The sequence below is a fragment of the Mesorhizobium sp. CA4 genome (assembly GCF_020165075.1).
GTDB lineage: Bacteria > Pseudomonadota > Alphaproteobacteria > Rhizobiales > Rhizobiaceae > Mesorhizobium.
Genome location: NZ_JAIUHK010000010.1, coordinates 1 through 25,160, shown reverse-complemented (window position 1 = coordinate 25,160; position 25,160 = coordinate 1). Strand labels below are relative to the sequence as shown.

Sequence of the window (25,160 nt, the reverse complement as noted above, 5' to 3'; positions counted from 1 at the left end):
TTGGCTTGCGCGCAAGCCGGCGCGGTACATAAGGCGGCGAAGGTCCGGCCAAGTCGGTCGGATCGAGGCGAAAGCCCCTCAAATCCAAGCAATGGGTGCGACGTGATGGGTTCGGCGGACTGCATTGTTTCCCTCATTTGCGATCTTATGACGTATTCTGAGTATTTATGATGTTGACAGGCTTCACGCACTGTCGTCAATATCCCTCACGCGGGCCATGGAGGAACAGGCCCCGAGGGAGGAATTCGATGTCTCAATTGATCCGCATGTCGCGGCGCCGCCTGCTGGCGTCCGGAGGAAAGGCGGCGGTGTTCGTCGCCGCGACTGGTATTGCACCGCAGTTCATTCGTCCCGGCCGTGCCTTCGCCGCCGACGCGCTGGCGCCCGGCATGATCGGCGGTCCGACCGGCTTCGAGGGTGCTGAACGCTATCAGTACGGTTCCGACACGCCGGAAGGACGTGCCATCGAGGCAGCCAAGGCGCTGAAGGCGGCCGGCAAGGCGCCGGCAAAGATCGTGCTCGGCCTGTCGGACGGCTCGATCGGCCAGTTGACCAAGCCTTTCCCGGCCGGCGCGCCGTCGATCAAGGATCTGTGGGAAAAGGAAACCGGCATCGCGATCGAGATCGTCGGCCTGCCGAACGGCCAGGAATTCACCAAGACGATGCAGGACATCTCCACCAAGGGTGGGGCCTACGACATCTATTCGACCGAATGGAACCGCCTTGGCGATCTCGCCGAAACCGGCGGCATCGCCAAGCTCGACGACTTCGTCGTCAAGCACAAGCCGGAGTGGGACGACCCCAAACAGGGCTACGTCAACGGCGCCAAGGGCGTGTCGCTGCTCAACCAGTATCGCGGCTCGACCTTTGGCGTGTCGCTGGACGGCGACTTCCAGACCTGGGTCTACCGCACCGACCTGTTCGGCGACGCCACCGAGCAGAAGGCTTTCAAGGACAAATACGGCTACGACCTCGCTCCGCCGAAGACCTGGAAGCAGCACAGCGACGTCGCGGCCTTCTTCCAGCGGCCGGACAAAGGCCTGTTCGGCTCCACCGACCTGCGCAACCAGGGCTGGGGCTACACCAACTGGTACCAGCGCTATGTCTCGATGGCCTCGCCCAACCAGTTCCTGTTCGGCGACGACGGCAAGCCGATGATCAATTCCGAACAAGGCATCGCCGCCACCAAGGAATATGTGGAGTCGCTGGCGCATCATTCGCCCGACGCGATCTCGTGGGGCTGGCCGGAGCAGTATGGCAACTTCGCCAAGGGCGGGGCAGCGATGACCTGTGCCTTCTCCAACCTGCCGAAATTCCTCGACAATGCCGGCAACAAGGATTCCGCCGTCACCGGCAAGATCGGCTCTATGCTGCCGCCGGGCCGCGAGATCGACGGCAAGCTGATCAGCCGCTCGGTGCTCTGGTTCTCGCTGACCGGCATGGTCTCGTCGCAGTCGAAGAATCCGGAGGCCGCCTACCTGTTGCTGCAGTGGCTGGGTTCTGCCCGCATCTATGCCTGGATGAGCGCCAATCCCGGCGGCTATCTCGACCCGTTCCGGCTCTCGGACTTCTCCGATCCGCTGGTTCGCCAGACCTATCACGCCTACCACATGGACGTGGTGCGCGAGACGGTGGCGCGCACGGTGCCGACGATCAACTATCCAGGCGCCACGGCCTTCCACAACGCGCTCGACGAGAACCTCGTGGCCTCGCTGACCAAGGCCAAGACGCCGGAGCAGGCGATGGCCGACACCGAACGCGAATGGAAGAAGATCGCGCGGCGCATCGGCGAGGACAAACTCCTCGAAGCCATCAAGACCAACAAGGAGGCCTGGCCCACAGTTCTCGATCCGATCAGCTGATCCGCCTCCCTGGATCAGAGCCGGAGGGGAGGGGCGTCAGCTCTTCCCCTCCTTCCTTAACGCCGCCAGCAAAGCAACCAGATGAAGCGTTCCGTTCCCTTCGAGATATTCCGCTATGCCGCGATCTTCGCGGCGATGGCTGTGACGTTGGTGCCGATCCTGTGGATGGTGTCGATGGCGTTCAAGCCGATCGGCGAGTGGTCGGCGACCGGCGCCGACCTGACCTGGTGGCCGAAGCACCCGACGCTCAGCAATTTCCGCTTCGTGTTCGGCGAATCCGACAACGACCTGATCGTCGCGCTGGACCATACGGCGGTGAAGCCGATCCTGTCGTCGCTGCTTTCGGCGGTGTTCGGGACCGTGATCGCCATGTCGGCGGGCACCGCCGCCGCTTACGGCCTGTCGCGCTTCGGTTCCGGCCAGAACCTGCCGCTGGCGCTGATCCAGCTCAGGCTGTTTCCGCCGATGGCCGTGATGATCCCGGTGATGATCATGTGGGCCTTCCTCAACCTCAACGACACCTGGTTGGGGCTGGCGCTGATCTACGGCATCGTCACGCTGCCCTTCGCCTTCTGGCTGATGAAGACCTTCTTCGACGACATGCCGCGCGGGATCGAGGAGGCCGCGCTGGTCGAGGGCTGCTCGCGGCTGCGCGTCTTCACCCGCATCACGCTGCCGATGATGCGCGCGCCGCTGGCGAGTGCTGCGCTCTTCGTCTTCATCCTCAACTGGTCGGATTATCTCATCGCGCTGCTGCTCACCACGCGCGAATGGGTGACGATCCCTGTCTATATGGCGTCGCTGTCGTCCTCGATGACCGGGCAGCTCTACGGCGCCAAGGCCGCGCTCGGCCTGATCGCGGCGGTGCCGCCGGTGATGATGGGCATCGCCATCCAGCGCCATCTGGTGCGCGGGCTGACCTTCGGAGCGCTCAAGCAATGAGCGCGGTGACGGCGACGATTTCGGAGGACGAAATGGGCGCGCGGACAAAGCCCGCCACGCCTGACGAGGGCGCGCGGCTGGGCTTCCGCCTGACCTTGCCGGCGCAGATCCTGGTGCTGTTCATCTCGGCCTTCCCGCTGCTGATGCAGCTCTACATCAGCGTCACCGACTGGTCGCCGCTCTCCGGCATCGGCTGGTGGAACGCCTGGGAGATGTGGAACAGTTTTGCCAACTATACCGACCTTGCGGCCGACACCCGCTTCTGGAGCGCCCTGCAGCGCACGGCGATCGTCATGCTGATCTGCGTGCCGGCCGAGTTCCTGCTGGGCCTCGCGCTGGCGACGCTGTTTGCCGACGACTTCCCCGGCAAGCGCATCTTCTATTCGATCCTTTTGATGCCGATGATGGTCGTGCCCGCAGTCGCCGGCTACATGTTCTTCATGCTGTTCCAGTCGGGCGGCCCGGTGAACGATATCCTGTCGCGGATCGTCGGCACGCCGGTCACCATCGCCTGGCTGTCCGATCCGAACCTCGCGTTGATCGCGGTCATGGTCGCCGACATCTGGCAATGGACGCCGCTGATGTTCCTCATCCTGCTTGCCGGCCTGGTCGGCGTGCCGGAAGACCAGATGAAGGCGGCGACGCTGCTCGGCGCCAATGCCTGGCAGCGCTTCGTCACCATCGTGCTGCCGAAGATGAAGACGATCATCATCATCGCGCTGGCGATCCGGGTGATCGAGAACTTCAAGATCTTCGACACGCTTTACATCATGACCGGCGGCGGCCCCGGCGTCGCCACCGAGACGATCTCCGTCTACATCTACAAGGTCACCACGCAGGACCTGATCTGGGGTTATGTGGCGGCCATCGCTTTAGCCATCCTGATCGTGCTTTCGATCGTCGCGGTCTACGCCATGAAGCGCATGGCCAAGGCGCGGGAGGTGCTGGCATGAGCGCCATCCATCTTCAGAACCTGGTCAAGAAATTCGGCGACTTCACCGCGCTGAAGACGATGGATCTCGAAATCGCCGATGGCGAGTTCATGGCGCTGCTCGGGCCGTCCGGCTGCGGCAAGTCGACGACGATGAACATGATCGCCGGCATGGAGGAGCCGACCAGCGGCAAGATCCTGTTCGGGGAGCGCGATATGGCGGGCGTGCCGATGGGACGGCGCGGCGTCGGCTTCGTGTTCCAGAACTACGCGATCTTCACCCATATGACGGTGCGGCAGAACCTTGCCTACGGACCGCGGATGCGCGGTGCCGCCAAAGCCGAGATCGATCGCCGCGTCGGCGCCATCGCCGAGATGCTGCAGCTTTCGCCACTGCTCGGCCACAAGGCGGACCGGCTTTCGGTCAACATCCTGCAGCGCGTGGCGATCGGCCGCTCGGCGATCATGGAGCCGGCGATCTTCCTGCTCGACGAGCCGCTGTCCAATGTCGACGCGGCCTTCCGCGCGGTGATGCGCACCGAGCTCAAGCAACTGCAGCGCCAGTTCAGGCAGACGATGGTTTATGTCACGCATGACCAGCTCGAAGCCATGACTATGGCCGATCGCATCGCGGTGATGGATCATGGCGTGCTGCAGCAGGTCGGCACGCCACTCGAAGTCTACAACAATCCGGCCAATGTCTTCGTTGCGCGCTTCATCGGCGCCCCGGGCATGAACCTGCTCAAGGGGAGGCCGGCGGAGAGCGATCGCGGGCTGGTGATCGATCTCGGACCGCTCGGCGTCACCCCGCCTTTGCCGGACGAACTGGCAACCGCGCTGCGCACAGTGCGCGGCGACGTGCTCTACGGTTTCCGGCCGGAGCAGGTGACGCTTGCCGAACGCGGGCTGTCGATGCCGGTGAGCTTCGTCGAGCGGATCGGGGCGCGCACGATCGTCCATCTCGGCGAAGGCGAGAGCGCGGTGAAGGCGGTGTTCGAGAACGATGTCGGGCTGTCAGTCGGACAGGCTGCGGTGGTCGCGCCGCCGGCCTCGTCGGTGCGCGTCTTCGACGCCGCGACCGGCCTTGCAGTGAGGGCGGGCTGAGCCATGTCCGATATCGTTTTCCGCAATGTCACGAAGCGCTACGGCAACACCCTTGCCGTCGACGACGCTTCCTTCACCGTCAACGACAACGAGTTCTTCTGCTTCTTCGGTCCGCCGCTGTCGGGCAAGTCGACGATCCTGCGCCTTGTGCTTGGATTGGAGCAGCCGGACCAAGGCGAGATCCTGATCGGCGGCAAGCCGGTCAACAGCGTCTCGCCGGCCGAACGCAACGTCGCTATGGTGTTCCAGAACCTGGCGCTGTTCCCGCATATGAGCGCGCGCGACAATGTCCGCTTTCCGCTGGTCGAGCGGAAGGTGGCAGAGGCCGAGATCGAGAAGCGGCTGGCCGACGTCGCGGCGAAGCTGCATATCGGCCACATCCTGCACAAGCCGCCGGCGCAGCTTTCCGGCGGCGAGCGGCAGCGCGTGGCGATCGCGCGCGCCCTGGTGCGCGACCCGGCCGCCTATCTGATGGACGATCCGATCTCGGCGCTCGATGCGCGACTGCGCGAGGAGACGCGCGTCGAGTTGAAGCGCATCCAGCGCGAGCTCGGCAAAACGCTGATCTACGTCACGCACGACCAGGAAGAGGCGATGTCGGTCGCCGACCGCATGGCAATCCTGGAGAACGGCCGCATCCGGCAGATCGGCGCGCCGGCGGAAATCTACGACCGGCCGGCAAGCGCCTATGTGGCGCGCATGCTCGGCTCGCCGATGATGAACATCCTGCCGTCGGTGCGCGGCCCAAGCGGAATCGAGGCGGCCGAAGGGAGAATCCGCATTGCCGATGCCAAAGCGCCCGCCGAGGCGATCGAGATCGGGTTGAGACCCGAAGACATCAACGTGCGGCCATGGGCGGGCAACGGGACGGCGGAAGGCCGTCCGGCGCGGGTGTTCGAGGTCGAGCCGCTCGGCGGCTATACCGTGGTGACTTTAGCTGCCGGGCAAGCACGGCTTAGGGCGTTGCTGCGCGGGCAGCCCGACATCAGGCCGGATGCGATGGTGGCGATATCCTGCGAGCCGGCCAAAGTGCATTATTTCGGCCAGGACGGAGGCGCGCTGTGACGGCGGCCGTAAGCACGGAATTTCGGGAGGAAGAGATGGCAGAAAAAGGCTTCGAGCCGGACGTCAAGGTTCGCACCAGGGATTACAAGATCGGTTGCGTCGGCGCCGGCATGATCATGGCCGAATGCCATCTGGCGGCCTACAAGGAAGCCGGTTTCCCGGTAGTGGCGATCGCCTCGCGCACCAAGGCGAATGCTGAGAAGGTCGCCACCCGCTGGGGCATTCCGACCGTTCACGACACGCCGGAACAGCTCATCGAGGACGGACAAGTCGAGATTATCGATCTGGCATTTCCGCCAGACCAGCAGCCGGCGCTGATCCGCCACGCGCTGAAGCAGAAGCACATCAAGGCGATCCTGGCGCAGAAGCCTCTGGCGCTGTCGGTCGAGGAAGCCGTCAAGCTGCGCGACGAGGCGGCGAAGGCCGGCAAGATACTCTCGGTCAACCAGAACATGCGCTACGACCAGTCGATGCGCGTCCTGAAGCAGATCATCGACAGCGGCGCGCTGGGCGACATTGTCTTCGCGCAGATCGACATGCATGCGATTCCGCACTGGCAGACCTTCCTTCAAGGCTACGACCGGCTGACGCTCGCCAATATGAGCGTGCACCATCTCGACGTGTTGCGCTTCCTGTTCGGCGATCCCGACGAGATCACGACGCTGACGCGCAAGGATCCGCGCACCCAGTTCGACCATTCCGACGGCATCACCGTCTCGACGCTGCGCTTCCCGTCGGGCGTGCTTGCCGTCTCGCTGGAGGACGTCTGGTCCGGTCCGCGCCAGGAGGGTTACAAGGACGACCAGCACATTAACTGGCGCGTCGACGGCACCAAGGGCGTCGCCAAGGGCACGATCGGCTGGCCGACCGGCGCGGCCTCGACGCTGACCTACGCTTCGGCCGAGACGACCGGCGGCGAATGGGTGAGCCCGAGCTGGGAAACGATGTGGTTCCCGCATGCCTTCATCGGTGTGATGGAACAGCTGCAGCACGCCGTGAAGACCGGCACGCCGCCGGCGCTCTCCGTCGCCGACAACGTCAAGACCATGGCGCTGGTCGAGGCGGGCTACCGTTCGATGGCCGCGGGCCGGACGGTCAAGCTCTCCGAAATCTCAATCACCTGAAAACATTGGCAACTGAATCAACCCAATCAACTGAAATCACTGAATCGCTTACAGGGAGGAATTCACATCATGATGCAGGCAGGTATTTTCACGGGCTATTTCCCGTACGGCCTCGAGGAGACGGCGCAGAAGATCCGCGGTCTCGGCTTCAACACGGTGCAGCTCGACCTGCACTTCAAGGACATCGACCTCTCGGCCGGCCAGATCACCACGGACAAGGCGAAGAAGGTGCGCGACACCTTCCGCGACCATAACCTGCCGATCTGCTGCGTGTCGGGCTACACCAACATCATCCATCCGGACAAGGCGGAGCGCGAGAAGCGCGTCGGCTATCTCAAGGAGATCATCCGCAATGCGCGCCATTTCGGCTCGCCTTACGTGATCTCGGAAACCGGCACCTACAACACCGAGTCGGACTGGGTGCATCACCCGAAGAACAAGACCGAGGAAGGCTTTGAGGAGTGCCGCAAGGTGATCGCCGACCTTGCCCAAACAGCTTACGACCATGGCGCGGTCTTCCTGCTCGAAACCTATGTCAACAATGTCGTCGGCTCGGTCGAAGAGACGGTGAAGATGTTTGCGCAGGTCGACCATCCCGGCCTCGGCCTGCTGATGGATCCGACCAACTATTTCGAGACCCACAACATCGACCGGATGGACCAGATCCTGAACCAGGTCTTCGACACGCTGACCGACAAGATCAAAATCGCGCATGCCAAGGACGTGAAACGCTCGGGCGACGACAAGTCCGAGAAGCATGCCGATATCGGCGATGCGGACGCGATGGAAAGCCACACCTTCCGCGGTGTGGGCGAGATCGAGCTGCCGGCGCCGGGCCTCGGCTCTCTGAACTACGACCTCTATCTCAAGCGTCTCGCCGAGAAGCATCCGAATATCCCGATAATCATCGAGCATCTGTCGGAAGACGACGTGCCGCGCGCCAAGAAGTTCCTCGACGGCAAGTTGCGCGAGAACGGCCTCTAAGGGGTCGCGCGGGCGCCGTCGCTCGGATGGCGCCCTGCGGCTTGCATGAACACAAGGTGGAGGAAACCAGATGTTGAAATTCGGATTGAAACTGGCGGCCGCGGCGACCGTATTCGCCGGCATCGCGTTCGGCTCGGCTGCGCAAGCCGCGGACGGCCAGAAGACGTTCTATCTCTTGTCGCATGGCGGCCCGTCCGATGCGTTCTGGATCGACTGGAACGCCGGCGCCACCAAGGCCTGTGAACAACTCAAGGTGACCTGCAAGATCTCCTTCAGCGGCGGCGACATGGCGGCGCAGAAGGAAGCCTTCAACTCGGCGCTCGCCGCCAAGCCGGACGGCATTGCCACGACCTCGGCGCAGCCGGGGCTGTGGACCGAGGAAGTGAAGGCTGCCAAGGCCGCCGGCATACCGATCGTGTTCTTCAATACGGACGATCCGGCCACCGGCCGCCAGGCCTATGTCGGCGCCGATCTCAAGGAAGCCGGCGCCATCTGGGCGAAGTACCTCGTCGACCACAAGATGGTGAAGCAGGGCGACAAGGTGTTCCTGCCGGTCGAGGTGCCCGGCGCCAGCTACCAGCAGCTCGAGACGGAAGGCATCGCCGGCGTCTTCGATCCGCTCGGCATCAAGTATGATGTGGTCGATTGCGGCACCGACCCGGCGGGCATCATCGCCAAGATGACCGACTATATGGTCGCCAACAATCCGCCGGCGATCATCGCGCTCGGCGATTCCGTCGCGGCCAGCGTCAAGCGAGTGTTCGACGGCGCCGGCATTCCGGCCGGCAAGATCCCCGTCGTCGGCTGGGGCAATTCCAAGGAGACGGCGCAGGCGGTCAAGGACGGCTTCGTCAATGCCGCCGCCTGGCAGTATCCTTCGGCGCAAGGCTTCATGCCGGTCGCGCTGCTCGGTCTCGCGGCCTCGGGCGAGCCGATCGGCTACGACATCCACACCTTCGGCCTCTACGACGCCTCCAGCGTCGAGCCGATCCTGAAGCTCTACGACAAGAAGTGAGAGAACTGGCGCCCGTCGTGTGAGCGGCGGGCGCAAGGCAGAAAGCATGGTTCAGCAAGTCATGGTTCAGCAAGTCGGGGCAGTCACCTCGGAAGACGGCGCGGGGCGCGCGAAAGGCAGGTCGAGCCTGATGCGCTCGCCGCAATTCTCCTCCTTCGTCATCCTCATCGTGCTCCTGGTGGTGTTCGCGCTCGCCGACGGCAATTTCCTGTCGCCGCTCAACATCTCCAACATGATGGCGTTCCTGCCGGAGCTCGGCATCATCGCGCTCGGCATGACGCTGCTTCTGACCGCCGGCGAATTCGACCTGTCGGTCGGCGCGGTGTTCGCGCTCGCCCCGGTGGTGGTGATGCTGCTGGTGCAGAATGCTGGGGTCGATATCGGGGTCGCGCTGCTCGCCGGACTTCTGCTGTGCATCGCGATCGGCGCGATCAACGGCGTGATCGTCACCAAGATCGGCATCTCGTCTTTCCTGGTGACGCTGTCGATGCTGCTTATCGTGCGGGGTGCGGCGCTCTACATCACGCAGGGCTTTCCGCTGAAGTCATGGGACCAGCCAGGCTTCTTCGTCACGCTGCTCGCCGGCAGCTTCAACATCGGCGCGTTCCGCTTCTACACCTCGCTCTGGTGGTTCATCGGCCTGTCGCTGCTTGCGGTCTATGTGCTGCGCTACGCCAAGCTCGGCAACTGGATCAGCGCCATCGGCTCCAACCGCAACGCGGCGGTGGCGCGCGGCGTGCCGGCTGATGCGGTCAAGATCTGGCTGTTCATCCTGACCTCGGTGCTCGCCGGGCTCGCCGGCATGATCAGCGCTTTCCGCATCTCGGCGGCTTCGCCGGTCGCGGGCACGGGCTACGAGCTGGAGGTGATCGCCATGGTCGTGGTCGGCGGCACGGCGCTGACGGGCGGCCGTGGCACCATCCTCGGCACCATCGTTGGCGCGCTGATGCTGCGGGCGATCCGCAACGGTATCGTGCTCGTCGGCGTGCCGGGGCTGGCTTACAACATCTTTGTCGGCGTCATCATCCTCGCCATGCTCATCCTGCACGCGCTGCTGCAGAAAAACGCCGCAAGGAGCTGACGATGATGCAGGAAGTGCTCCGGCTGCAGAATCTGCAAAAATCCTTCGGCAGCGTGCGCGCGCTGAAGAATGCCTCGCTGACGCTCAAGGAAGGCGAGGTAGTGGCGCTGCTCGGCGACAACGGCGCCGGCAAATCGACGCTGATCAAGGCGATCTCCGGCGTCTTCCCGATCGATCGCGGCGACATCTATGTGCGCGGCGAGAAGGTCTCGATCCGCTCGACGCGCGAGGCGATGGACCTCGGCATCGAGACCATCCATCAGGACACTTCGCTCGCGCCCGACCTCAGCATCGCGCGCAACCTGTTCCTCGGCCGCGAGCCGGTCAATCTCAAATGGCTGGGGGTCTTCGCGCCGCTCGACCTCGCCAAATTGCGCGATGCGGCTTCGGCGCTTCTCAAGCGCGTCGGCATCTCCAAGAAGCTCGACGCCGATGCATTGGTCTCGACACTTTCCGGCGGCGAGCGGCAGTCGATCGCGATCTCGCGCGCCATGCAGTTCGCCGCCAAGGTGATCATCCTTGACGAGCCGACCAACAATCTCGGCGTCGAGGAAACGCATGGTGTGCTGCGCTTCGTGAAAGAGATGCGCGCGGCCGGGCATTCGGTGCTCTTGATCACCCACAACATCCACCACGTCTTCGAGGTCGCCGACCGCATCATCGTCATGCGCCGCGGCGAGATCGTTGCCGAGCAGACGGTCGCCGACACCGACCTCCTGACCGTGGAAAGCCTGATAACCGGCGCCGACCTGTCGGCCCTCATGAAAAGGGCGCAGTGACGGCATGGTGAAGCTCTACGGCCAGACGCTTTCACGCCGGCAGGTCGCCGAACGCTCCGGCATGCTGTCGCAATTCGCCGGCGTGCGGCTGATGACGCTCGGCGACGGCGTCGAGCGCGGCATCCGCATGCTCGAATTCCGCACCGGCTCGGGCCTGCGCTTCACCGCGCTGGTTGACCGGGCGCTCGACATCGCCGACTGCGAGTACAAAGGCCAGGCGATCGGCTGGCACTCGCCGAGCGGTTTTCGCAATCCCGGCCTGCATGACTATGAAGGCGAGGACGGCTTTGCCTGGGGCCGGTCCTTTTCCGGCCTGCTGGTCACCTGCGGCCTCGACCACATTCTCGGCCGCAACGAGGTGCCGGCCGAGAACTATAATTATCCTGGACGCAAAACTGTGACGCATTCGCTGCATGGCCGCGTCGGCACCATTCCGGCGCGGCTCACCGGCTATGGCGAAAGCTGGGACGGCGACCGCTGCATTTTGTGGGCGGAAGGCGTCGTCCAGCAGGCCAGCGTGTTCGGCGAGGATCTGCATCTCATCCGCCGCATCGAGGCCGATGTCGGCGGCAGCGAGATCCGGCTCTCGGACCGCGTCGTCAACCACGGCTTCCACCGCACGCCGCATATGTATTTCTACCACATCAATGTCGGGCATCCGCTGCTCGACGAAGGCTCGCGCTACCTGGCGCCGATCCGCGACGTGGTCTGGGCCGCGCATGAAGGCGAGCGCTACGAAGCGCAGAAGGTCGGCTACCGCACCGTTTCTGGGCCACAGCTCCGCTTCAGCGAGCAGGTCTGGCAGCATGAGCTTGGCGCCGACACCGATGGCGAGGTGCCGGTCGCCGTTATCAACGACCGGCTTGGCCTCGGCTTCGAGGTCGTCACCCGCAAGGACCAGCTGCCTTGTTGCTATGAGTGGCAGAATTTCCAGGCCGGGCAGTATGCGATTGGCATCGAGCCCTCGACGCATCATGTGCTCGGCAATCTTGCCGCGCGCGAGCGCGGCGAGATGATCTGGCTGGAGCATGGCGAGACCCGTGCCTATGACGCGATGTTCCGCGTCCTCGACGGCAAGGATGCGATTGCCGGCGCAGAGGGCAGGATCATGGCCATCGCCCCTCAGCCCGAGCAGGATTATCCTCGGCCCTCCGGCAATTTCCCAAGACTGGCGGGCAGGGGATGAGCGCGACATTTATCCACAGCAAGCACTCCGGCCGGCGGACCGGATTGCCAGCGCTCAGTGAAGATTGGAGGCCGATGTGACGATGGCAAAGAAGCGCGACTACAGCCTTGTCGGCGAAAGTACTCGGCTTGCGATCGAGACCGGGCTCGCCTCGGCCGAGTGGTACCATACCGACGTGCCGCGCAAGACCATGAAGGAATTGATGCAGCGCTCCGACGGGCCGGCGATCCGCGACACCATCATCTGGATCGTCGCGATCCTGGGCTCGGCGGCCGGCATCGTTTGGTTCTGGGGCAGTTGGTGGGTCGTGCCGTTCCTGTTCGTCTATGGCGTGCTCTACGGCTCGTCGAGCGACTCGCGCTGGCACGAATGCGGCCACGGCACCGCCTTCCGCACGCGCTGGATGAACGACGTCGTCTATCACATCGCCTCATTCATGCTGATGCGCAACCCGGTGCAGTGGCGCTGGAGCCATGCGCGCCACCACACCGACACGATCATCGTCGGTCGCGACGCCGAGATCGCGGTGATGCGGCCGCCGGATCTCATCAAGGCGGCGCTTGCTTTCACGGGCATCCTCGATTTCCGTTATTCGCTGCCGACGCTGGTGCGCCAGGTCTTCGGCACATTATCGGACGACGAGAAGAGCTACATTCCGGAAATGGAGCAGCACAAAGCGGTGATCGCGGCGCGCTGGCACATGGTCGTGTATGCCGCGACGATCGCTGTCGCGATCGCGCTTAGGTCATGGATACCGCTGGTGCTGATCGGCCTGCCGCGCCTCTACGGCACCTGGCACATGGTGCTGACCGGGCTGCTGCAGCATATCGGGCTGGCCGACAACGTCACCGATCACCGGCTGAACACGCGCACCGTCTACATGAACCCGGTCAGCCGGTTCATCTACTGGAACATGAACTACCACGTGGAGCACCACATGTTCCCGATGGTTCCGTATCACGCGCTGCCGAAGCTGCATGAGCTGATCAAGCATGATCTGCCGGAGCCGAACCCGTCGATGTGGCACGCCTATCGCGAGGTCTGGCCGGTGCTGCTCAGGCAGCTGAAATACGAGGACTATTATCTCAAGCGCGAATTGCCGCCGACGGCCAAGCCCTATCGCGGCGAATTCCATGATCTCGACATAACGGCCGCGGCCGCCGAATAGGCCTCGCGCAGGCAAGCTGGAGACAGACGATGGCGGAGTGGGTTGAAGCATGCGCGGTGGACGACGTGGACGAGGAAGATGTGATCCGCTTCGATCATGGCGGCCGCACTTTCGCGATCTACCGCTCGCCGGAGGATGCGTTCTTCGCTACCGACGGTTTTTGCACGCATGAAAAGGCGCATTTGGCCGACGGGCTGGTGATGGATGACATCATCGAATGCCCCAAGCACAATGGCCGCTTCAACTACAAGACCGGCCAGGCCAAGGGCGCGCCGGTCTGCGTCAACCTCAAAACCTATCCGGTCAAGGTCGAGGCCGGTAAGGTGATGATTGATATCGGCTAAGGCCGTAGGCGAATCAACAGGGACAAACCAATGAGCCGAAAGAGACCGACCGTTGCCGATCTGCGCGCCATGAAGGGCAAGCGACAATTGACCATGCTGCGCGTGCTGACGCTGGAGGAAGCCGAGGCTGCCGAGCGGGCAGGGGTAGACATCGTCTCGGTGCCGCCGGAACTGGTGCTCAACCCGCAATATCGCGATGCCGCGCCCAGCCTCTTCACCATGCCGGGCGACAATTTCTTCGAGATCGGCACAGCTGACGATTTCGTGCGCTGGTCGTTCCGGCTCTACAAAGCCGGCGCCGACGCGGTCTATTGCAGCGCCGGCTATGCCACGATCAAGCGCATGGCCGACGATGCCATTCCGGTGATCGGCCATGTGGGCCTCATTCCTTCCCGCGCGACCTGGACCGGCGGCTTCAAGGCCGTCGGCAAGACCGCGGACACCGCCATGCAGGTGTTCGAGGCGGTGAAGCAATTGGAGGCGGCCGGCGCCATCGGCGCCGAGATCGAGGTGGTGCCGGTGGAGGTGGCAAAGGCGATCTCGGAGCGTACTTCGCTGATCATGCTGTCGATGGGCGCGGGCACCGGCTGCGACGCGCAATATCTGTTCGCCGAGGATATCCTCGGCACCAACCGCGGTCACATGCCGCGCCACTCGAAAGTATACCGCAATTTCGCCGCCGAATATGACCGGCTGCAGCAGGAGCGCATCGCCGCCTTCTCGGAATATGTGGCCGACGTCAACAGCGGCGCCTATCCCGAAGACAGGCATGTCGTGCACATGGATCCGGACGAGCTCACTCTCTTCATGAAGAAGGTGGACGCAAAGCCCTGAACCAGGAGTCGAAAACCGTCAGCCCGTAGCCGGGGGCCCTTGCCAGATTCCGCTGACAAGGACGGCATAAAGCGCTTCGGCGTCGATGCCGAGCGGCCTGTCTTCTTTGAGCGTCGCCACATGCGAACGCACGGCCGCGTGGATTGCGCCGGTGGCCGGCGCGAGCGCCATGCCCTCGCGCAAATCGACAGCCTGCGCCGCCGCCATCAGTTCAAACGCGATCAGCCGCCGCCACAGCACGATCATCTCGGCGCATTTGGCGACAGCGAGCGGCGTCTGCGTGGCGTGGTCCTCGACGCCCTCGGACACGGCCAGGAAATCGAGCATCACCGGATTGGCCTTGTGGCGGATCGCGGCCAGGATCGCCGTCATCGTCTTCTGCAACGGCACGAAGCCGGCAGACGCACCGCCGACTGGCGAGAGGTATTTCGGCAGGCCGTGGCGGGTCGAGCCGGTGAGCTGGACGAAGCGCGCGGCGGACGCGGCCGCGCATTGCGCGATCGCCAGGCCGAGCGTCTCGAAGGCGAGCGCCAGCGACGCGGTGTGGAAATTGCCGGTCGACATGACCAGTTCGTCCTCCACAAGCACCAGCGGATTGTCGGCGGCGGCGTTGAGTTCGATCTCGACAGCCAGCCGTGCATGGTCGATCGCCTGGATCAGCGCGCCGTGGATCGAGGGCATGCAGCGGATCGACAGCGGATCCTGGATGGTGGTCGGCGCCGGCGCCTCATCGCGCGCCAAGAGGTCGCGCAGCGCCTTGGCCGCAAGCTGCTGGCAGGCGCCCGGGCGTGCCTGATGCTGGCGCGGATCGAGAATGGTGCGGTTGGCGCCGATGCCTTCCATCGTCAGCGCGCCGGCCTGCTGCTGCTGGTCGAGCGCCGACAGCGCATCGGTCAGCACCAGCGCCCCGGTCCCGGTGGAAATTGCCGAAGCGTTGATCAGGGAGAGACCGTCCTTCGGCGAGAGAGTGACGGGTGCAAGCCGCGCCATCATCAGCGCCTTGGCGGCAGGCATGCGGCGGCCCTGATATTCGGCTTCGCCTTCGCCGATCAGCACCCGGGCGATCGCCGTCATCAGCAGAAGATCGCCGGCGCCGATCGAACCCAGCGACGGCATCACCGGATGCACGCCGGCATTGAGCGCTTCGACCAGCGCGGTGAACACGCGCGGCGACAGGCCCGAGCCGCCGGCGGCGAGCATCGCAAGGCGGGCAAACATCGCCGCCCGCACCACCGGCACCGGCAGCGCCTCACCGACGGCGGCGCTGCGGCCTTCGATCAGCTGGCGCTGGAACGCGCTGGCGTCGCCTTCGACCGCGGTGACGAGATTGGCGCCGAGGCCTCTGTTCAGCCCGTAGATCTGTTGGCCCGCGGCCGCAGCGGCATCGAGGACCTGGCGAGCCTTGTCGAGCTTTTCGAGGACGGCAGGCGTGACCTCGACCTTGCAGGCATTGCGCGCGGCGGCAACCACATCCTCGATGCTGACGCCGGCCCCGGTGAGAACGAGCGGGCTCATGCGAAGCGCAGCCTCTGGCCGATGCCGTTTTCGCCGGCCTTGGCGAGCATCGCCTTGCCGAGCGCGATGTCGGAGAGCGAGAGGCCGCGATGCCAGAGCAGGATCGTCTCGCCATCGCTTTGCCGGCCGGCTTTGAGGCCGGCGGCGATCTGGCCGAGCTCGGCGTGCAGTGTCGCCTCGCTCAACCGTCCCGTCTCGACATGGGCGCGCAGCGAGCCGAACTTGCCGCCCTTGCACTGGCCCCAGTCGTCGACGACGATCTTCTGCATGATATCGGTCAATGACAGCTCGACCGCGCTCATCGTGCCATAGGGGACGACCAGCGCGCCGCGCTTGATCCATTCGGTCTTGAGCAGCGGCTGCGGTTCCGGCAGCCGCGAGGCTTCGACGACGATGTCAGCGCCTTCGACGCAGCTTTTCCAGTCAGCCACGGCCACGACCGGCTTGCCGAGGTCGGCTGCCAGCCTCGCGACAAAGCTATCGCGGCTTTCGGGCCGGCGTGAGTGGACGCGGATCTCGTCGAAGTCGAAGAGATGGTCGAGCAGGCGCACGTTCCAATAGGCGGTGCCGCGCGCGCCGAGATGGCCGAGCACCTTGGACGACCTCTTCGCCAGATGCTTGGCGCCGATGGCGGTGACCGCGCCGGTGCGCATGTCGGTGATGACGGTGGCGTCGAGGATGGCGCGCGGCGTGCCGGTGCGCGGATCGAAAAGATTGAGAATGCCGAATTCCGACGGCAGGCCATGCCTGTAGTTGTCGACATAGTCTCCGACGATCTTCACGCCGGCGGCATCGAGCGGCGCCACATAGCCGCGCAGGACGTTGAAGTGGCCGTGGAAGGACGGGTCGGGCTCGAGATGGACGCGCGGCTCGATCACCATCTGGCCGTTGCCCTGCGCGACGAGCCCGGCTTCGACGGCGCCGATGATCTCGGCGTCCGTCATGGCAAGCGCTTCGATATCGAGAGCATTGAGGTAGTCGATATAAATCGGCTTCATGCGTTTTCCTCGGCCCACCCCCGGGCTCATCCATAACAGGCGAGACGGCGACACGGAAGTTTGTTGGATAAGCTCTGGACTCGGCCTGCGCCACTGCGATGTGTGCATGGTCCTGCTGGCCAATGCCGGCGCCGAGGTTCCAGGCCATTCAGCGAAGAATTGACGTCGCGCCGGGCGCATTTTGCGGACTCGAATTGCGCCGTCCCGCGACGTCCCGAACGGGTTCTTCCACCCGCCGCGCGATCGCGGCAACGAACCGTCAAAAGCCCAAGAGTTTCCGGCTATTGCGCCAGTTGCGGCAATCGATGCGTCCACTTGGAAAATAGTCGGAGAGGCGCGGTTCTTGAACTCGGATTCATTTGACGAGCCGCCGTTGAGCCGATTAGCTTTCGTGCGGGGTGAGGGCCGGCAAGGCCTTGCCCTCGGGGCGAAAGACATAAGCGATGAATGGGATGGGCTGGCCGAACTGGAGGCGCCTTAATCAGGAAGGCATCGTCTTTGCGATCGCCATCCTGCTGTTCGCCGCCGCTGCCCTGGGCCTGCCCGGGTTCCTGACCGCCGACAATCTGTTGGCCATCGTCCGCTCGGTCTCGGTGCTCGGCATCCTGGCGCTCGGCATGGCGGTCGTCATCATCGGCCGCGGCATCGACCTGTCGGCGGTGGCGATCATGGCGATGTTGGTCGCCTGGTACCTGCAACTGCTCAACACCGGAACTTCGGACGGACTCGCCTTCGTCTATGTGCTGGCGGGCGTTTTAGCCATCGGCCTGCTCAACGGCTTTCTCGTCGCCTATGCCGACGTGCCGGCGATCTTCGTGACCTTGGCCACCGGCTCCTTTGTATTCGGCTATGTGCGCTCGCAACTGATCACGCAGGATGCCGTGCCGGTGCCCGGCGGACACTGGGTCGAGCTGCTCGGCGGCGTCCGCTTCCTCGATATTCCGGTCGAGGTGTTCGTCTTCGCCGGGCTGGCCTTCCTGGTGTTCCTGTTCCTGCGCTACACCAAATGGGGCCGCTTCATCTATTTCGCCGGCGACAATCCGGTCGCGGCCCGCAACATCGGCGTTCCGGTACGGCCCATGCTGGTGCTGCGCTACGTGCTCTCGGCGTTCGTGGCGCTGGTCGCCGGGCTTTTGACGGCAGCCAGCCTGCATTCGATCAACACCCGCATCGTCAACTCGACGCTGCTCTACGACATCGTCCTGGTGGCGGTGATCGGCGGCATCGGCCTTTCGGGCGGCAGGGGCGGGGTGCGCAATGTGCTGGTGGGGGCGGCGCTGATCGGCATCCTGCTCAACGCCATGACCATTATCGACATTCCGCTGCTCTACCAGAACCTGATCAAGGCGGCGATCCTGCTCGGGGCCATCATCGTCGACGGCATCATCAATCCGCGCGACGAGCAGACGGCGCAACAAGGCGACATTTAGAGCAGATGGGCTAGCCCATCTTGCTCTCGGGTACCCGGGCGATCGCGACGATCGCCCGGCAACGAAAACCGAACCAGAGGTGTGACATGAGACTACTCAGAACATTGATGGCCGCCGCCACGGCGCTCGCCGTTACCGCCTTCGCGGCGCCGAGTCTTGCCGCGGACGATCCCGGCCCGGCCGCCTATGCCAAGGCGCTCAACGGCAAGCGCGTCATGCTGGTGCCGCTGGCGATGGGCTTCGACCTGGCGCAGGGTTGGGCGCACTACCTGAAGAAGGAAGTCGAGGCCTGGGGCGGCACGTTCGAGACCCGCGACCCGAACTGGGTGGTCGATGCCGGCGCGCAGGCGATCACCGACGCCATCGCTTCGGACACGCGGCCGGACGTGCTGATCATTCATGCGCCCGACCTCAACTCCTACTCGAAGCTGATGAAGAAGGCGCAGGCCGCCGGCACCTATGTGCTGCTGGTCGACAATCCGGCGAACTTCCCGGCCGACGCCTTCGTCGGCAGCGACTGGGACAAGCTCGGCCAGCTCGAAGCCGAAGCGGCGATCAAAGGCTGCGGCGAGAATTCGTCCAAGAAGATCGGGCTGGTGCAGGGCGACCAGGCAAACTCGTCGAGCCTCTACCAGTATGCCGGCATCATGAAGGTGCTGGAGAAGCATCCCGACTTCCAGGTCGTGGCCAAGCCCGACTCGAACTGGGACGCGACCACCTCGCGCAACGTGACGACGACGATGCTGCAGCAGCACCCGGACATCTGCTCGATCATCGATTTTTGGGACGGCGACGCCACTGGTGCCTCGGCCGCGATCCGCGACGCCAAGCTCGACGGCAAGGTGTTCCTGGTCACCACCGGCGGCGGCGAGAAGGCGGCCGATTGCGACAAGCTGCAAGACGGCACCTATGGCGCCGTGGTGATGACCGATCTTGCCCGCCAGTCGGGCGACATGAACGCCATCATCAAGTTCCTGCTGCAGAGTGGGCAGCCGGCCGGCACCTCGCACACCTATATCTACACGCTGGAGAAAGCCACGACCAAGGCCGACCTCAAGCCCGACAGCTGCTGGGACCTGAAGGCGCTGCAAGCCGAAGCGGCCGCGAAATAAACCGCGCCGCCCCAAGAGCATCCCATGAGGTGGCCGGATCGTTCCGGCCACCCCTTTCCCGTTTTAATGACAGCGGCAGCCGATGAATTTCCGTGAACGCCTCCAGGCCTGGCGCTACAACCTCGTGCCCGACCATCTGGTCGGCGAGATCTTGACCAAGCGCTGGACCGACAACGCCATACCCTTCCTGGCGCTGGTGGCGACGCTCGGCGTGTTCGGCTCGATTATTCCGGGCTTCTTCAAGCTCACCTCGCTGCAGGAATCGACGCGCCAGCTCGGCGAGTTCTCGCTGGTCGTCATCGGCATGACCGTGGTGATGCTGGGCGGCGGCATCGATCTTTCGGTCGGCTCGATCTTCGCGCTGTCCTGCTTTTCCGCCGTCTACGTCTTCTTCATCCTCGAACAGTCGATCTGGCTCGCGTTGGCCGCGGCACTTTGCACGGGTCTCGTCTTCGGCGCCATCAATGGCTACCTGGTCGGGTATCTCAGGCTGCGCGCCTTCCTCACCACGCTGGTCACCTTCATTTTCGGGCGGGCGCTGTTCGACATCCTCGTCACCACCTATGCCGCCGACGTGCAGCTTTCCCAAGCAAGCTCCGATGTGCTCGATTTCATCGGCGACGGCACGTTCTGGGGCCTGTCGGTCTCGGTCTGGCTGGCCATTATCCTGGCCATCGTCACGCATATCGCGCTGACGCGCTCGCGCCCGGGCTGGCATGTGCTGGCGGTCGGCGGCTCCCGGCGCTCGGCGCATAATGCCGGCATCCGGGTGCGGCGCACCGTGTTCATGACCTATGTCTTCTCGGGCTTCTGCGCCTCGATCGGCGGCTTCCTGATCGCCTGCCGGTTGAGCGGGGCAGGGCCGGGCACCGGCCTCAATCTGGAAATCATGGCGCTGACGGCGGCGGTGGTCGGAGGCGTCAGCCTGGGCGGCGGACGCGGCTCGGTGGTCAAGGGCCTGATGGGCGCAATCATCGTGCTGACCATGACCAACGGGCTGATCCGGCTCGGCTACGGAACCGGCACCAACCAGATGGTGCTCGGCATCCTTTTGGCCGTCGCCGTCACCATCGACATCCGCTGGCTGAAGAACCGCCACAAGGTGCTGAACGAGGTCTATGTCGCGCCGGTCTACCTCAAGATGGGCGAGACGCAATCGGCTGCGCCCGGTTCCGGCACGTCCTACGAGCTCGACAATCGGCTCTCGGCGGCGGACCATATCGGGCTCGGCGAGCTGGAAGGGCCAGAGGACGTCATCCTCGACCGCGACGACCATCTCTACTGCGGCACGCGCCATGGCGAGATCGTCCGCTTCTTCGCACCGGACTACCGGCGTTCCGAAGTCTTTGCCCACATCGGCGGGTTTCCGCTGGGCTTGGCCTTCGACCGGGACAGCAATCTGATCAGCTGCGTCGGCGCCATGGGGCTTTATTCGGTCTCGCCAGACCGGGAGGTGAAGCGCCTCTCAGCAGAGACGACACGCTCCTGGACCTCGATCGTCGACGATGCGCGCCTGCGCGATCCCAACGATTGCGACATAGCGCCGGACGGCCGCATCTATTTTACGGATTCGACCAAGCGCTATGACGCCCATGACTGGGCGCTGGATTCGATCGAGAACCGCGCCACGGGCCGTCTTTTGGTCTACGATCCGAAGGACGGATCGACCAAGACGCTGCTCGACGGCTATCGCTACACCAACGGCGTGTGCATGGCGCATGACGGCAAGTCGCTGTTCTTCGCCGAAAGCTGGGCCTGCCGCGTGCATCGCTACTGGCTGGAAGGGCCGAAGGCCGGCACCGCCGAATGCGTCATCCGCGACATGCCGGGCTATCCCGACAACATCAACCGTGCCTCGGACGGCAATTACTGGATGGCCTGGCTCGGCATGCGCACGCCAAGCTTCGACCTGTCGCTGCGCCATCCCGACATGCGTAAGCGCATGACGCGACGCCTGCCGCAGGACGAGTGGCTGTTTCCCAACATCAACACCGGCGGCGTGGTGAAGTTCAACGAGAAGGGCGGCATCGTCGAGGCGCTCGGCGATCTTTCCGGCAACGCGCATCCGATGGTCACCTCGATGCGCGAGCACAAGGGCTATCTGTTCGTCGGCGGCATCCTCAACAACCGTATCGGGCGCTACAAGATCGAGGGCGCGGACCCGAACTGGACGAGCCCCGCTTCCTATTGGGGAGGCAAGCCATGATCCTCGATCCGATCCTGGATGTCTTTCGCGGCAAGGCGGTCACCATACCGCCGCTCGACGGCGCCTTCCGTCCCAACACGCGGCTGGACGACGCGATGGTTTTCGCCGAACTGAGCGAGCCGGACAATCTGCTGGTGTCTGACGGGCGGCTGCTTGTCTCCAGCGGTAACGCTATCCTGGCGGTTGCGGCCGGTTCCGAGCCCGTCGTGGTCGAGACCTTTCAATCCCCCGTCACTGCGCTGGCGCTGTCGCCAACGGGCGAACTGACGGTCGGGCTGGAGAGCAGCAAGCTGCTGATCGCCGGCAAAGAGGTTTCGCTGCCGGCCGAGATCCGTTGCATCACCGCGCTTGCCTATGCCGACGACGGCACGCTGTGGCTGGCCAATGGCTCCAGCGAGCATGCGCCGTCGCAATGGGCGGCCGACCTGATGAAGAAGGGCGCATCCGGTTCGCTGTGGCGGTGCGGGCCAGGAGGCATTGGTTTTCAGAAGATCGCCGGGGACATCGCCTTTCCCTATGGGCTTCACCCGGTCGGCGCCAACGTGCTGGTGAGCGAAAGCTGGCGCCACCAGCTCGTGCGCTTTGACGGCGCGAACGGAAGCCGCTTGACGGTGCTGACGCATCTGCCCGGCTACCCGGCGCGGCTGGCGCCTGCCGACGATGGCGGCGCGTGGCTGACCCTGTTTGCGCCGCGCAACCGGCTGATCGAATTCGTGCTGCAGGAAACGCATTATCGCCAGGACATGATCGACCAGGTGCCGCCGGCCTACTGGATTGCGCCGGCGCTGGCCTCCAACCGCAGCTTCCTCGAGCCGCTGCAATGCGGCGGCATCCGCACGATGGGCATCCGCAAGCCGTGGTCGCCCAGCCGCTCCTATGGGCTCGTAGTCAGGCTCGACCGAACCATGCAGCCGCAATTCAGCCTGCACAGCCGCGCCAACGGCACGCGGCACGGCATCTGCAGCGTGGCGGAACAGGACGGGCGCCTGTTCGTCGCCTCGAAGGGCGGTAATTGCGTGCTGGCGCTCGACCTCGCTTCGGGAGGTTTCTGATGGAACTGATCGTCCGTCTGGAAAACGTCACCAAGACCTATCGCGGCGTTCCGGCCGTGAAGAACGTCAGCTTCGATTTGAGGAAGGGCGAGATCCATGCGCTGCTCGGCGAGAACGGCGCCGGCAAGTCAACGCTGACCAAAATCATCGCCGGCGTCGTCGACGCGACTTCGGGCAAGATGTTCCACAAGGGCGTCGAGACGGCTTACGCCTCGCCACACGCCGCGCTGGAAGCGGGCATCGCCATGGTGTTCCAGGAGACCAGCCTGGTGCCGTCGATGACGGTGGCGCAGAACCTTTATCTCGGCACGGAGAAATTCCTCAATCGGCTGCGCGGCACCTACATCTCGGCGCAGCAATTCCTGCAGTCTCTGAATTTTCCGGTCGATCCCAATGCGATGGTGGCCACGCTGGGGGCTGCCAAGCGGCAGATGGTCGAGATCGCGCGCGCCGTCCACCACAACGCCGAGATCATCATCTTCGACGAGCCCACCGCGACGCTGACGCCGGAGGAGAAACGCCATTTCTTCGCGCTGATCCGGAGGCTCAAAGCGCGCGGCGTGTCGATCGTCTTCATCAGCCACGCGCTGGAGGAGGCGCTGATGATCGCCGATCGCATCACCATCCTGCGCGACGGCGAACTGGTGATCACCGACGAGACATCGGCCTTCGACCGCGACAGGATCGTCGCCGCCATGGTCGGGCGCTCGCTGTCAGGACAGATCTACCGCCAGCGCGACGAGACGAAGCTGCGCAAGGCCGGCAAGAAAGTGCTCTCGGTGCAGGACATCTCGATGAGCAACATCGTGCGCAACAATTCCTTCTCGATCTTCGAAGGCCAGATCACCGGCGTGTTCGGCCTGATCGGCTCGGGCCGCACCGAGACCTTCAAGATCGTCTCGGGCATCTACAAGCGCGACTTTTTGCGCGGTGGCGCGATTGAATTGGACGACAGGCCGGTGCGCTACCTCGTGCCGAGCGAGGCGGTGGCCGACGGCATCGTCTATGTCACCGAGGACCGCAAGAGCGAAGGCATTTTCGAGACCATGGGCATCGCCGAGAACCTGTTCGGCGGACTGCTTGCGGCGGGCCGGGAAAAGGCCTGGGTGATCAACCGGCAGGAGATGCGGCAGCTCTCGGCCGAATGGACGAAAACGCTCAACATCAAGGCGATCAACGACAATGCCCGCGTGGTCGAGCTTTCCGGCGGCAATCAGCAGAAGGTGGTGATCGGCAAGGGACTGGTGCAGCAGCCGCGCATCGTCATCCTCGACGAGCCGACGCGCGGCGTCGATGTCGGCGCCATCGCCGAGATCCACCAGATCATCAACCGACTGGCCGACGAGGGCCTCGCCGTCGTCGTCATCTCGTCCTATCTGCCGGAGATCATGAACCTGTCCGACCGCATCCTTGTCTGCCGGCAAGGCCGCATCGTGGAAGAGTTCTCGCCGGCTGAAGCAACGGAGGAGAAGATTATGTATGCGGCGGTGCACTAGGGTTCGCCGATATTCAGGTGAGGCCGGCCTGCAAATGGTGGACTCCTGCGCTTCCGGTGCTCACGTACGAAAAGTACGCTCCGCTCCGGTTCTCGGAGCCCGCCATTTTCGGCTCGGCCTGACCTGAATCTCGACACACCCTGGCGGTGCCGCCTACCACGCAGAAAGGCGAAAAGTGCCAATCAAGTGAATGGATTGTCAGAGGCTATTAAGCATCCGATTCAATCCTCTGGTATCAAAAAACCGAAAGGACCACACCATGGCCACCACAAAGCTTCTCAGCGATGCCGAGGTCGAAAAGATCCCGGCGGTGAAGGCGGTGTTCGACGATATCCGCGCGACTCGGAAGTCCGACTTCGTCAACAATTTCTGGCGCGGGCTGGCCAACGATCCGGCGGCGCTGAAGCGGGTGTGGGAGCAGCTCAAGGCGGTGATGGTCGCCGACAGCGCCATCGATCCGCTGACCAAGGAAATGATCTATATCGCGGTCTCGACCGCCAATGGCTGCTCCTATTGCGTCCACTCTCACACAGCTGCCGCCCGCGCCAAGGGCATGACCGACGCGCAACATGGCGAGCTTGTGTCGATCATCGGGCTCGCAGGACAGACCAACCATCTGGCGACGGCAATGCAGATATCGCTCGATCCCCAGTTCGAGGTGAAGTGAGGCGCCGGCTTCCCCTTCTCCCCCTGTGGGAGAAGGTGGCCGAGCGAAGCTCGGACGGATGAGGGGTGTTGGACGGAGTGCAGCGTTCAGGATTCAAATGCTGAAAGCACTTGATCTTCAATGCCTCATTCCTTGCAGCGCCCCTCATCCGTCTCGGCGCTGCGCGCCGATCCACCTTCTCCCACAAGGGGCCTGTTGCGCAGTTAGCGAGGACAGGCTCGCGGAGCGATTTGGTCGCGAGGTCTCGCTCCGTTTTGGCTTTTGG

22 protein-coding genes are annotated in these 25,160 nt (G+C 64.1%); 20 read left to right on the top strand and 2 right to left on the bottom strand.

The window, feature by feature from the left end:
- Positions 1 to 248: 248 nt before the first annotated feature.
- The 14 genes from LB528_RS10595 to LB528_RS10530 all read left to right on the top strand — a co-directional run bounded on the left by LB528_RS10595 (position 249) and on the right by LB528_RS10530 (position 14,419).
- Positions 249 to 1,862: an extracellular solute-binding protein gene (locus LB528_RS10595; RefSeq protein ID WP_224714821.1), complete on the top strand. Its 1,614-nt coding sequence runs from the start codon at positions 249 to 251 to the stop codon at positions 1,860 to 1,862.
- Positions 1,863 to 1,943: 81 nt separating this feature from the next.
- The gene (locus LB528_RS10590; RefSeq protein WP_224714820.1) at positions 1,944 to 2,804 is read left to right on the top strand and encodes a carbohydrate ABC transporter permease; all 861 of its coding nucleotides are present in this window, start codon (positions 1,944 to 1,946) and stop codon (positions 2,802 to 2,804) included.
- Positions 2,801 to 3,757: a carbohydrate ABC transporter permease gene (locus tag LB528_RS10585; protein WP_224714819.1), complete on the top strand. Its 957-nt coding sequence runs from the start codon at positions 2,801 to 2,803 to the stop codon at positions 3,755 to 3,757. The genes LB528_RS10590 and LB528_RS10585 overlap by 4 nt, the downstream gene beginning before the upstream one ends.
- A complete protein-coding gene (locus tag LB528_RS10580; protein WP_224714818.1) occupies positions 3,754 to 4,839 on the top strand; it encodes an ABC transporter ATP-binding protein in 1,086 nt (361 codons plus the stop codon). The genes LB528_RS10585 and LB528_RS10580 overlap by 4 nt, the downstream gene beginning before the upstream one ends.
- Before the next feature lie 3 nt (positions 4,840 to 4,842).
- Entirely contained in the window at positions 4,843 to 5,904 is a 1,062-nt protein-coding gene (locus LB528_RS10575) for an ABC transporter ATP-binding protein (protein ID WP_224714817.1), read from the top strand.
- Between the two features lie 35 nt (positions 5,905 to 5,939).
- Positions 5,940 to 7,028: a Gfo/Idh/MocA family protein gene (locus tag LB528_RS10570; protein WP_224714816.1), complete on the top strand. Its 1,089-nt coding sequence runs from the start codon at positions 5,940 to 5,942 to the stop codon at positions 7,026 to 7,028.
- Positions 7,029 to 7,097: 69 nt separating this feature from the next.
- Entirely contained in the window at positions 7,098 to 8,012 is a 915-nt protein-coding gene (locus tag LB528_RS10565; RefSeq protein ID WP_224514626.1) for a sugar phosphate isomerase/epimerase family protein, read from the top strand.
- A gap of 70 nt (positions 8,013 to 8,082) precedes the next feature.
- Positions 8,083 to 9,027: a substrate-binding domain-containing protein gene (locus tag LB528_RS10560; RefSeq protein WP_224714815.1), complete on the top strand. Its 945-nt coding sequence runs from the start codon at positions 8,083 to 8,085 to the stop codon at positions 9,025 to 9,027.
- Between the two features lie 130 nt (positions 9,028 to 9,157).
- Positions 9,158 to 10,108, top strand: a complete 951-nt coding sequence (locus LB528_RS10555) for an ABC transporter permease (protein WP_224714915.1) — start codon at positions 9,158 to 9,160, stop codon at positions 10,106 to 10,108.
- Positions 10,109 to 10,110: 2 nt separating this feature from the next.
- Entirely contained in the window at positions 10,111 to 10,887 is a 777-nt protein-coding gene (locus tag LB528_RS10550; protein WP_140630653.1) for an ATP-binding cassette domain-containing protein, read from the top strand.
- Positions 10,888 to 10,891: 4 nt separating this feature from the next.
- On the top strand, positions 10,892 to 12,073 hold the full coding sequence (locus LB528_RS10545) for an aldose 1-epimerase family protein (RefSeq protein ID WP_224714814.1): 1,182 nt from the start codon (positions 10,892 to 10,894) through the stop codon (positions 12,071 to 12,073).
- Positions 12,074 to 12,155: 82 nt separating this feature from the next.
- Positions 12,156 to 13,241 carry a fatty acid desaturase family protein gene (locus LB528_RS10540; protein ID WP_224714914.1) on the top strand — a complete coding sequence of 362 codons (1,086 nt, stop codon included), beginning with the start codon at positions 12,156 to 12,158 and terminating at the stop codon, positions 13,239 to 13,241.
- A gap of 29 nt (positions 13,242 to 13,270) precedes the next feature.
- Positions 13,271 to 13,585, top strand: coding sequence for a MocE family 2Fe-2S type ferredoxin (locus tag LB528_RS10535; protein WP_140699262.1), 315 nt, complete (start codon positions 13,271 to 13,273; stop codon positions 13,583 to 13,585).
- 30 nt (positions 13,586 to 13,615) lie between these two features.
- Positions 13,616 to 14,419 carry a 3-methyl-2-oxobutanoate hydroxymethyltransferase gene (locus LB528_RS10530; protein ID WP_224714813.1) on the top strand — a complete coding sequence of 268 codons (804 nt, stop codon included), beginning with the start codon at positions 13,616 to 13,618 and terminating at the stop codon, positions 14,417 to 14,419.
- Between the two features lie 18 nt (positions 14,420 to 14,437).
- Here LB528_RS10530 and hutH read toward each other — a convergent pair whose 3' ends face one another.
- Entirely contained in the window at positions 14,438 to 15,934 is a 1,497-nt protein-coding gene (gene hutH, locus LB528_RS10525; protein ID WP_224714812.1) for a histidine ammonia-lyase, read from the bottom strand.
- Entirely contained in the window at positions 15,931 to 16,932 is a 1,002-nt protein-coding gene (locus tag LB528_RS10520; protein ID WP_224714811.1) for an ornithine cyclodeaminase family protein, read from the bottom strand. Before LB528_RS10520 ends, hutH begins: the two co-directional genes overlap by 4 nt.
- 443 nt (positions 16,933 to 17,375) lie before the next feature.
- Here LB528_RS10520 and LB528_RS10515 point away from each other — a divergent pair, with 443 nt between their 5' ends.
- From LB528_RS10515 to LB528_RS10490, 6 genes are all read left to right on the top strand, one after another.
- Positions 17,376 to 18,362, top strand: a complete 987-nt coding sequence (locus LB528_RS10515) for an ABC transporter permease (RefSeq protein WP_224714810.1) — start codon at positions 17,376 to 17,378, stop codon at positions 18,360 to 18,362.
- An 86-nt stretch (positions 18,363 to 18,448) separates the two neighbouring features.
- Positions 18,449 to 19,474 (top strand): sugar ABC transporter substrate-binding protein, encoded by a 1,026-nt coding sequence (locus tag LB528_RS10510; protein WP_224514608.1) that lies wholly within the window; start codon positions 18,449 to 18,451, stop codon positions 19,472 to 19,474.
- A gap of 82 nt (positions 19,475 to 19,556) precedes the next feature.
- Entirely contained in the window at positions 19,557 to 21,680 is a 2,124-nt protein-coding gene (locus LB528_RS10505; protein WP_224714809.1) for an ABC transporter permease, read from the top strand.
- Positions 21,677 to 22,732 (top strand): hypothetical protein, encoded by a 1,056-nt coding sequence (locus LB528_RS10500; RefSeq protein WP_224714808.1) that lies wholly within the window; start codon positions 21,677 to 21,679, stop codon positions 22,730 to 22,732. Before LB528_RS10505 ends, LB528_RS10500 begins: the two co-directional genes overlap by 4 nt.
- On the top strand, positions 22,732 to 24,228 hold the full coding sequence (locus tag LB528_RS10495; RefSeq protein WP_224714807.1) for a sugar ABC transporter ATP-binding protein: 1,497 nt from the start codon (positions 22,732 to 22,734) through the stop codon (positions 24,226 to 24,228). Before LB528_RS10500 ends, LB528_RS10495 begins: the two co-directional genes overlap by 1 nt.
- Positions 24,229 to 24,487: 259 nt before the next feature.
- Entirely contained in the window at positions 24,488 to 24,895 is a 408-nt protein-coding gene (locus LB528_RS10490; RefSeq protein ID WP_224514601.1) for a carboxymuconolactone decarboxylase family protein, read from the top strand.
- The last annotated feature ends 265 nt before the right edge of the window (positions 24,896 to 25,160 follow it).

Excerpts from the sequence above, each read along its gene's own strand:
- LB528_RS10595 (WP_224714821.1), top strand. The coding sequence starts at position 249 with ATGTCTCAATTGATCCGCATGTCGCGGCGCCGCCTGCTGGCGTCCGGA.
- LB528_RS10510 (WP_224514608.1), top strand. The coding sequence starts at position 18,449 with ATGAGACTACTCAGAACATTGATGGCCGCCGCCACGGCGCTCGCCGTT.
- LB528_RS10535 (WP_140699262.1), top strand. The coding sequence starts at position 13,271 with ATGGCGGAGTGGGTTGAAGCATGCGCGGTGGACGACGTGGACGAGGAA.
- LB528_RS10520 (WP_224714811.1), bottom strand. The coding sequence starts at position 16,932 with ATGAAGCCGATTTATATCGACTACCTCAATGCTCTCGATATCGAAGCG.
- LB528_RS10575 (WP_224714817.1), top strand. The coding sequence starts at position 4,843 with ATGTCCGATATCGTTTTCCGCAATGTCACGAAGCGCTACGGCAACACC.
- LB528_RS10570 (WP_224714816.1), top strand. The coding sequence starts at position 5,940 with ATGGCAGAAAAAGGCTTCGAGCCGGACGTCAAGGTTCGCACCAGGGAT.
- LB528_RS10540 (WP_224714914.1), top strand. The coding sequence starts at position 12,156 with ATGGCAAAGAAGCGCGACTACAGCCTTGTCGGCGAAAGTACTCGGCTT.
- LB528_RS10530 (WP_224714813.1), top strand. The coding sequence starts at position 13,616 with ATGAGCCGAAAGAGACCGACCGTTGCCGATCTGCGCGCCATGAAGGGC.
- LB528_RS10515 (WP_224714810.1), top strand. The coding sequence starts at position 17,376 with ATGAATGGGATGGGCTGGCCGAACTGGAGGCGCCTTAATCAGGAAGGC.
- LB528_RS10505 (WP_224714809.1), top strand. The coding sequence starts at position 19,557 with ATGAATTTCCGTGAACGCCTCCAGGCCTGGCGCTACAACCTCGTGCCC.
- LB528_RS10555 (WP_224714915.1), top strand. The coding sequence starts at position 9,158 with ATGCGCTCGCCGCAATTCTCCTCCTTCGTCATCCTCATCGTGCTCCTG.
- LB528_RS10580 (WP_224714818.1), top strand. The coding sequence starts at position 3,754 with ATGAGCGCCATCCATCTTCAGAACCTGGTCAAGAAATTCGGCGACTTC.
- LB528_RS10565 (WP_224514626.1), top strand. The coding sequence starts at position 7,098 with ATGATGCAGGCAGGTATTTTCACGGGCTATTTCCCGTACGGCCTCGAG.
- LB528_RS10585 (WP_224714819.1), top strand. The coding sequence starts at position 2,801 with ATGAGCGCGGTGACGGCGACGATTTCGGAGGACGAAATGGGCGCGCGG.
- LB528_RS10545 (WP_224714814.1), top strand. The coding sequence starts at position 10,892 with ATGGTGAAGCTCTACGGCCAGACGCTTTCACGCCGGCAGGTCGCCGAA.
- LB528_RS10490 (WP_224514601.1), top strand. The coding sequence starts at position 24,488 with ATGGCCACCACAAAGCTTCTCAGCGATGCCGAGGTCGAAAAGATCCCG.
- LB528_RS10500 (WP_224714808.1), top strand. The coding sequence starts at position 21,677 with ATGATCCTCGATCCGATCCTGGATGTCTTTCGCGGCAAGGCGGTCACC.
- hutH (WP_224714812.1), bottom strand. The coding sequence starts at position 15,934 with ATGAGCCCGCTCGTTCTCACCGGGGCCGGCGTCAGCATCGAGGATGTG.
- LB528_RS10550 (WP_140630653.1), top strand. The coding sequence starts at position 10,111 with ATGATGCAGGAAGTGCTCCGGCTGCAGAATCTGCAAAAATCCTTCGGC.
- LB528_RS10495 (WP_224714807.1), top strand. The coding sequence starts at position 22,732 with ATGGAACTGATCGTCCGTCTGGAAAACGTCACCAAGACCTATCGCGGC.
- LB528_RS10560 (WP_224714815.1), top strand. The coding sequence starts at position 8,083 with ATGTTGAAATTCGGATTGAAACTGGCGGCCGCGGCGACCGTATTCGCC.
- LB528_RS10590 (WP_224714820.1), top strand. The coding sequence starts at position 1,944 with ATGAAGCGTTCCGTTCCCTTCGAGATATTCCGCTATGCCGCGATCTTC.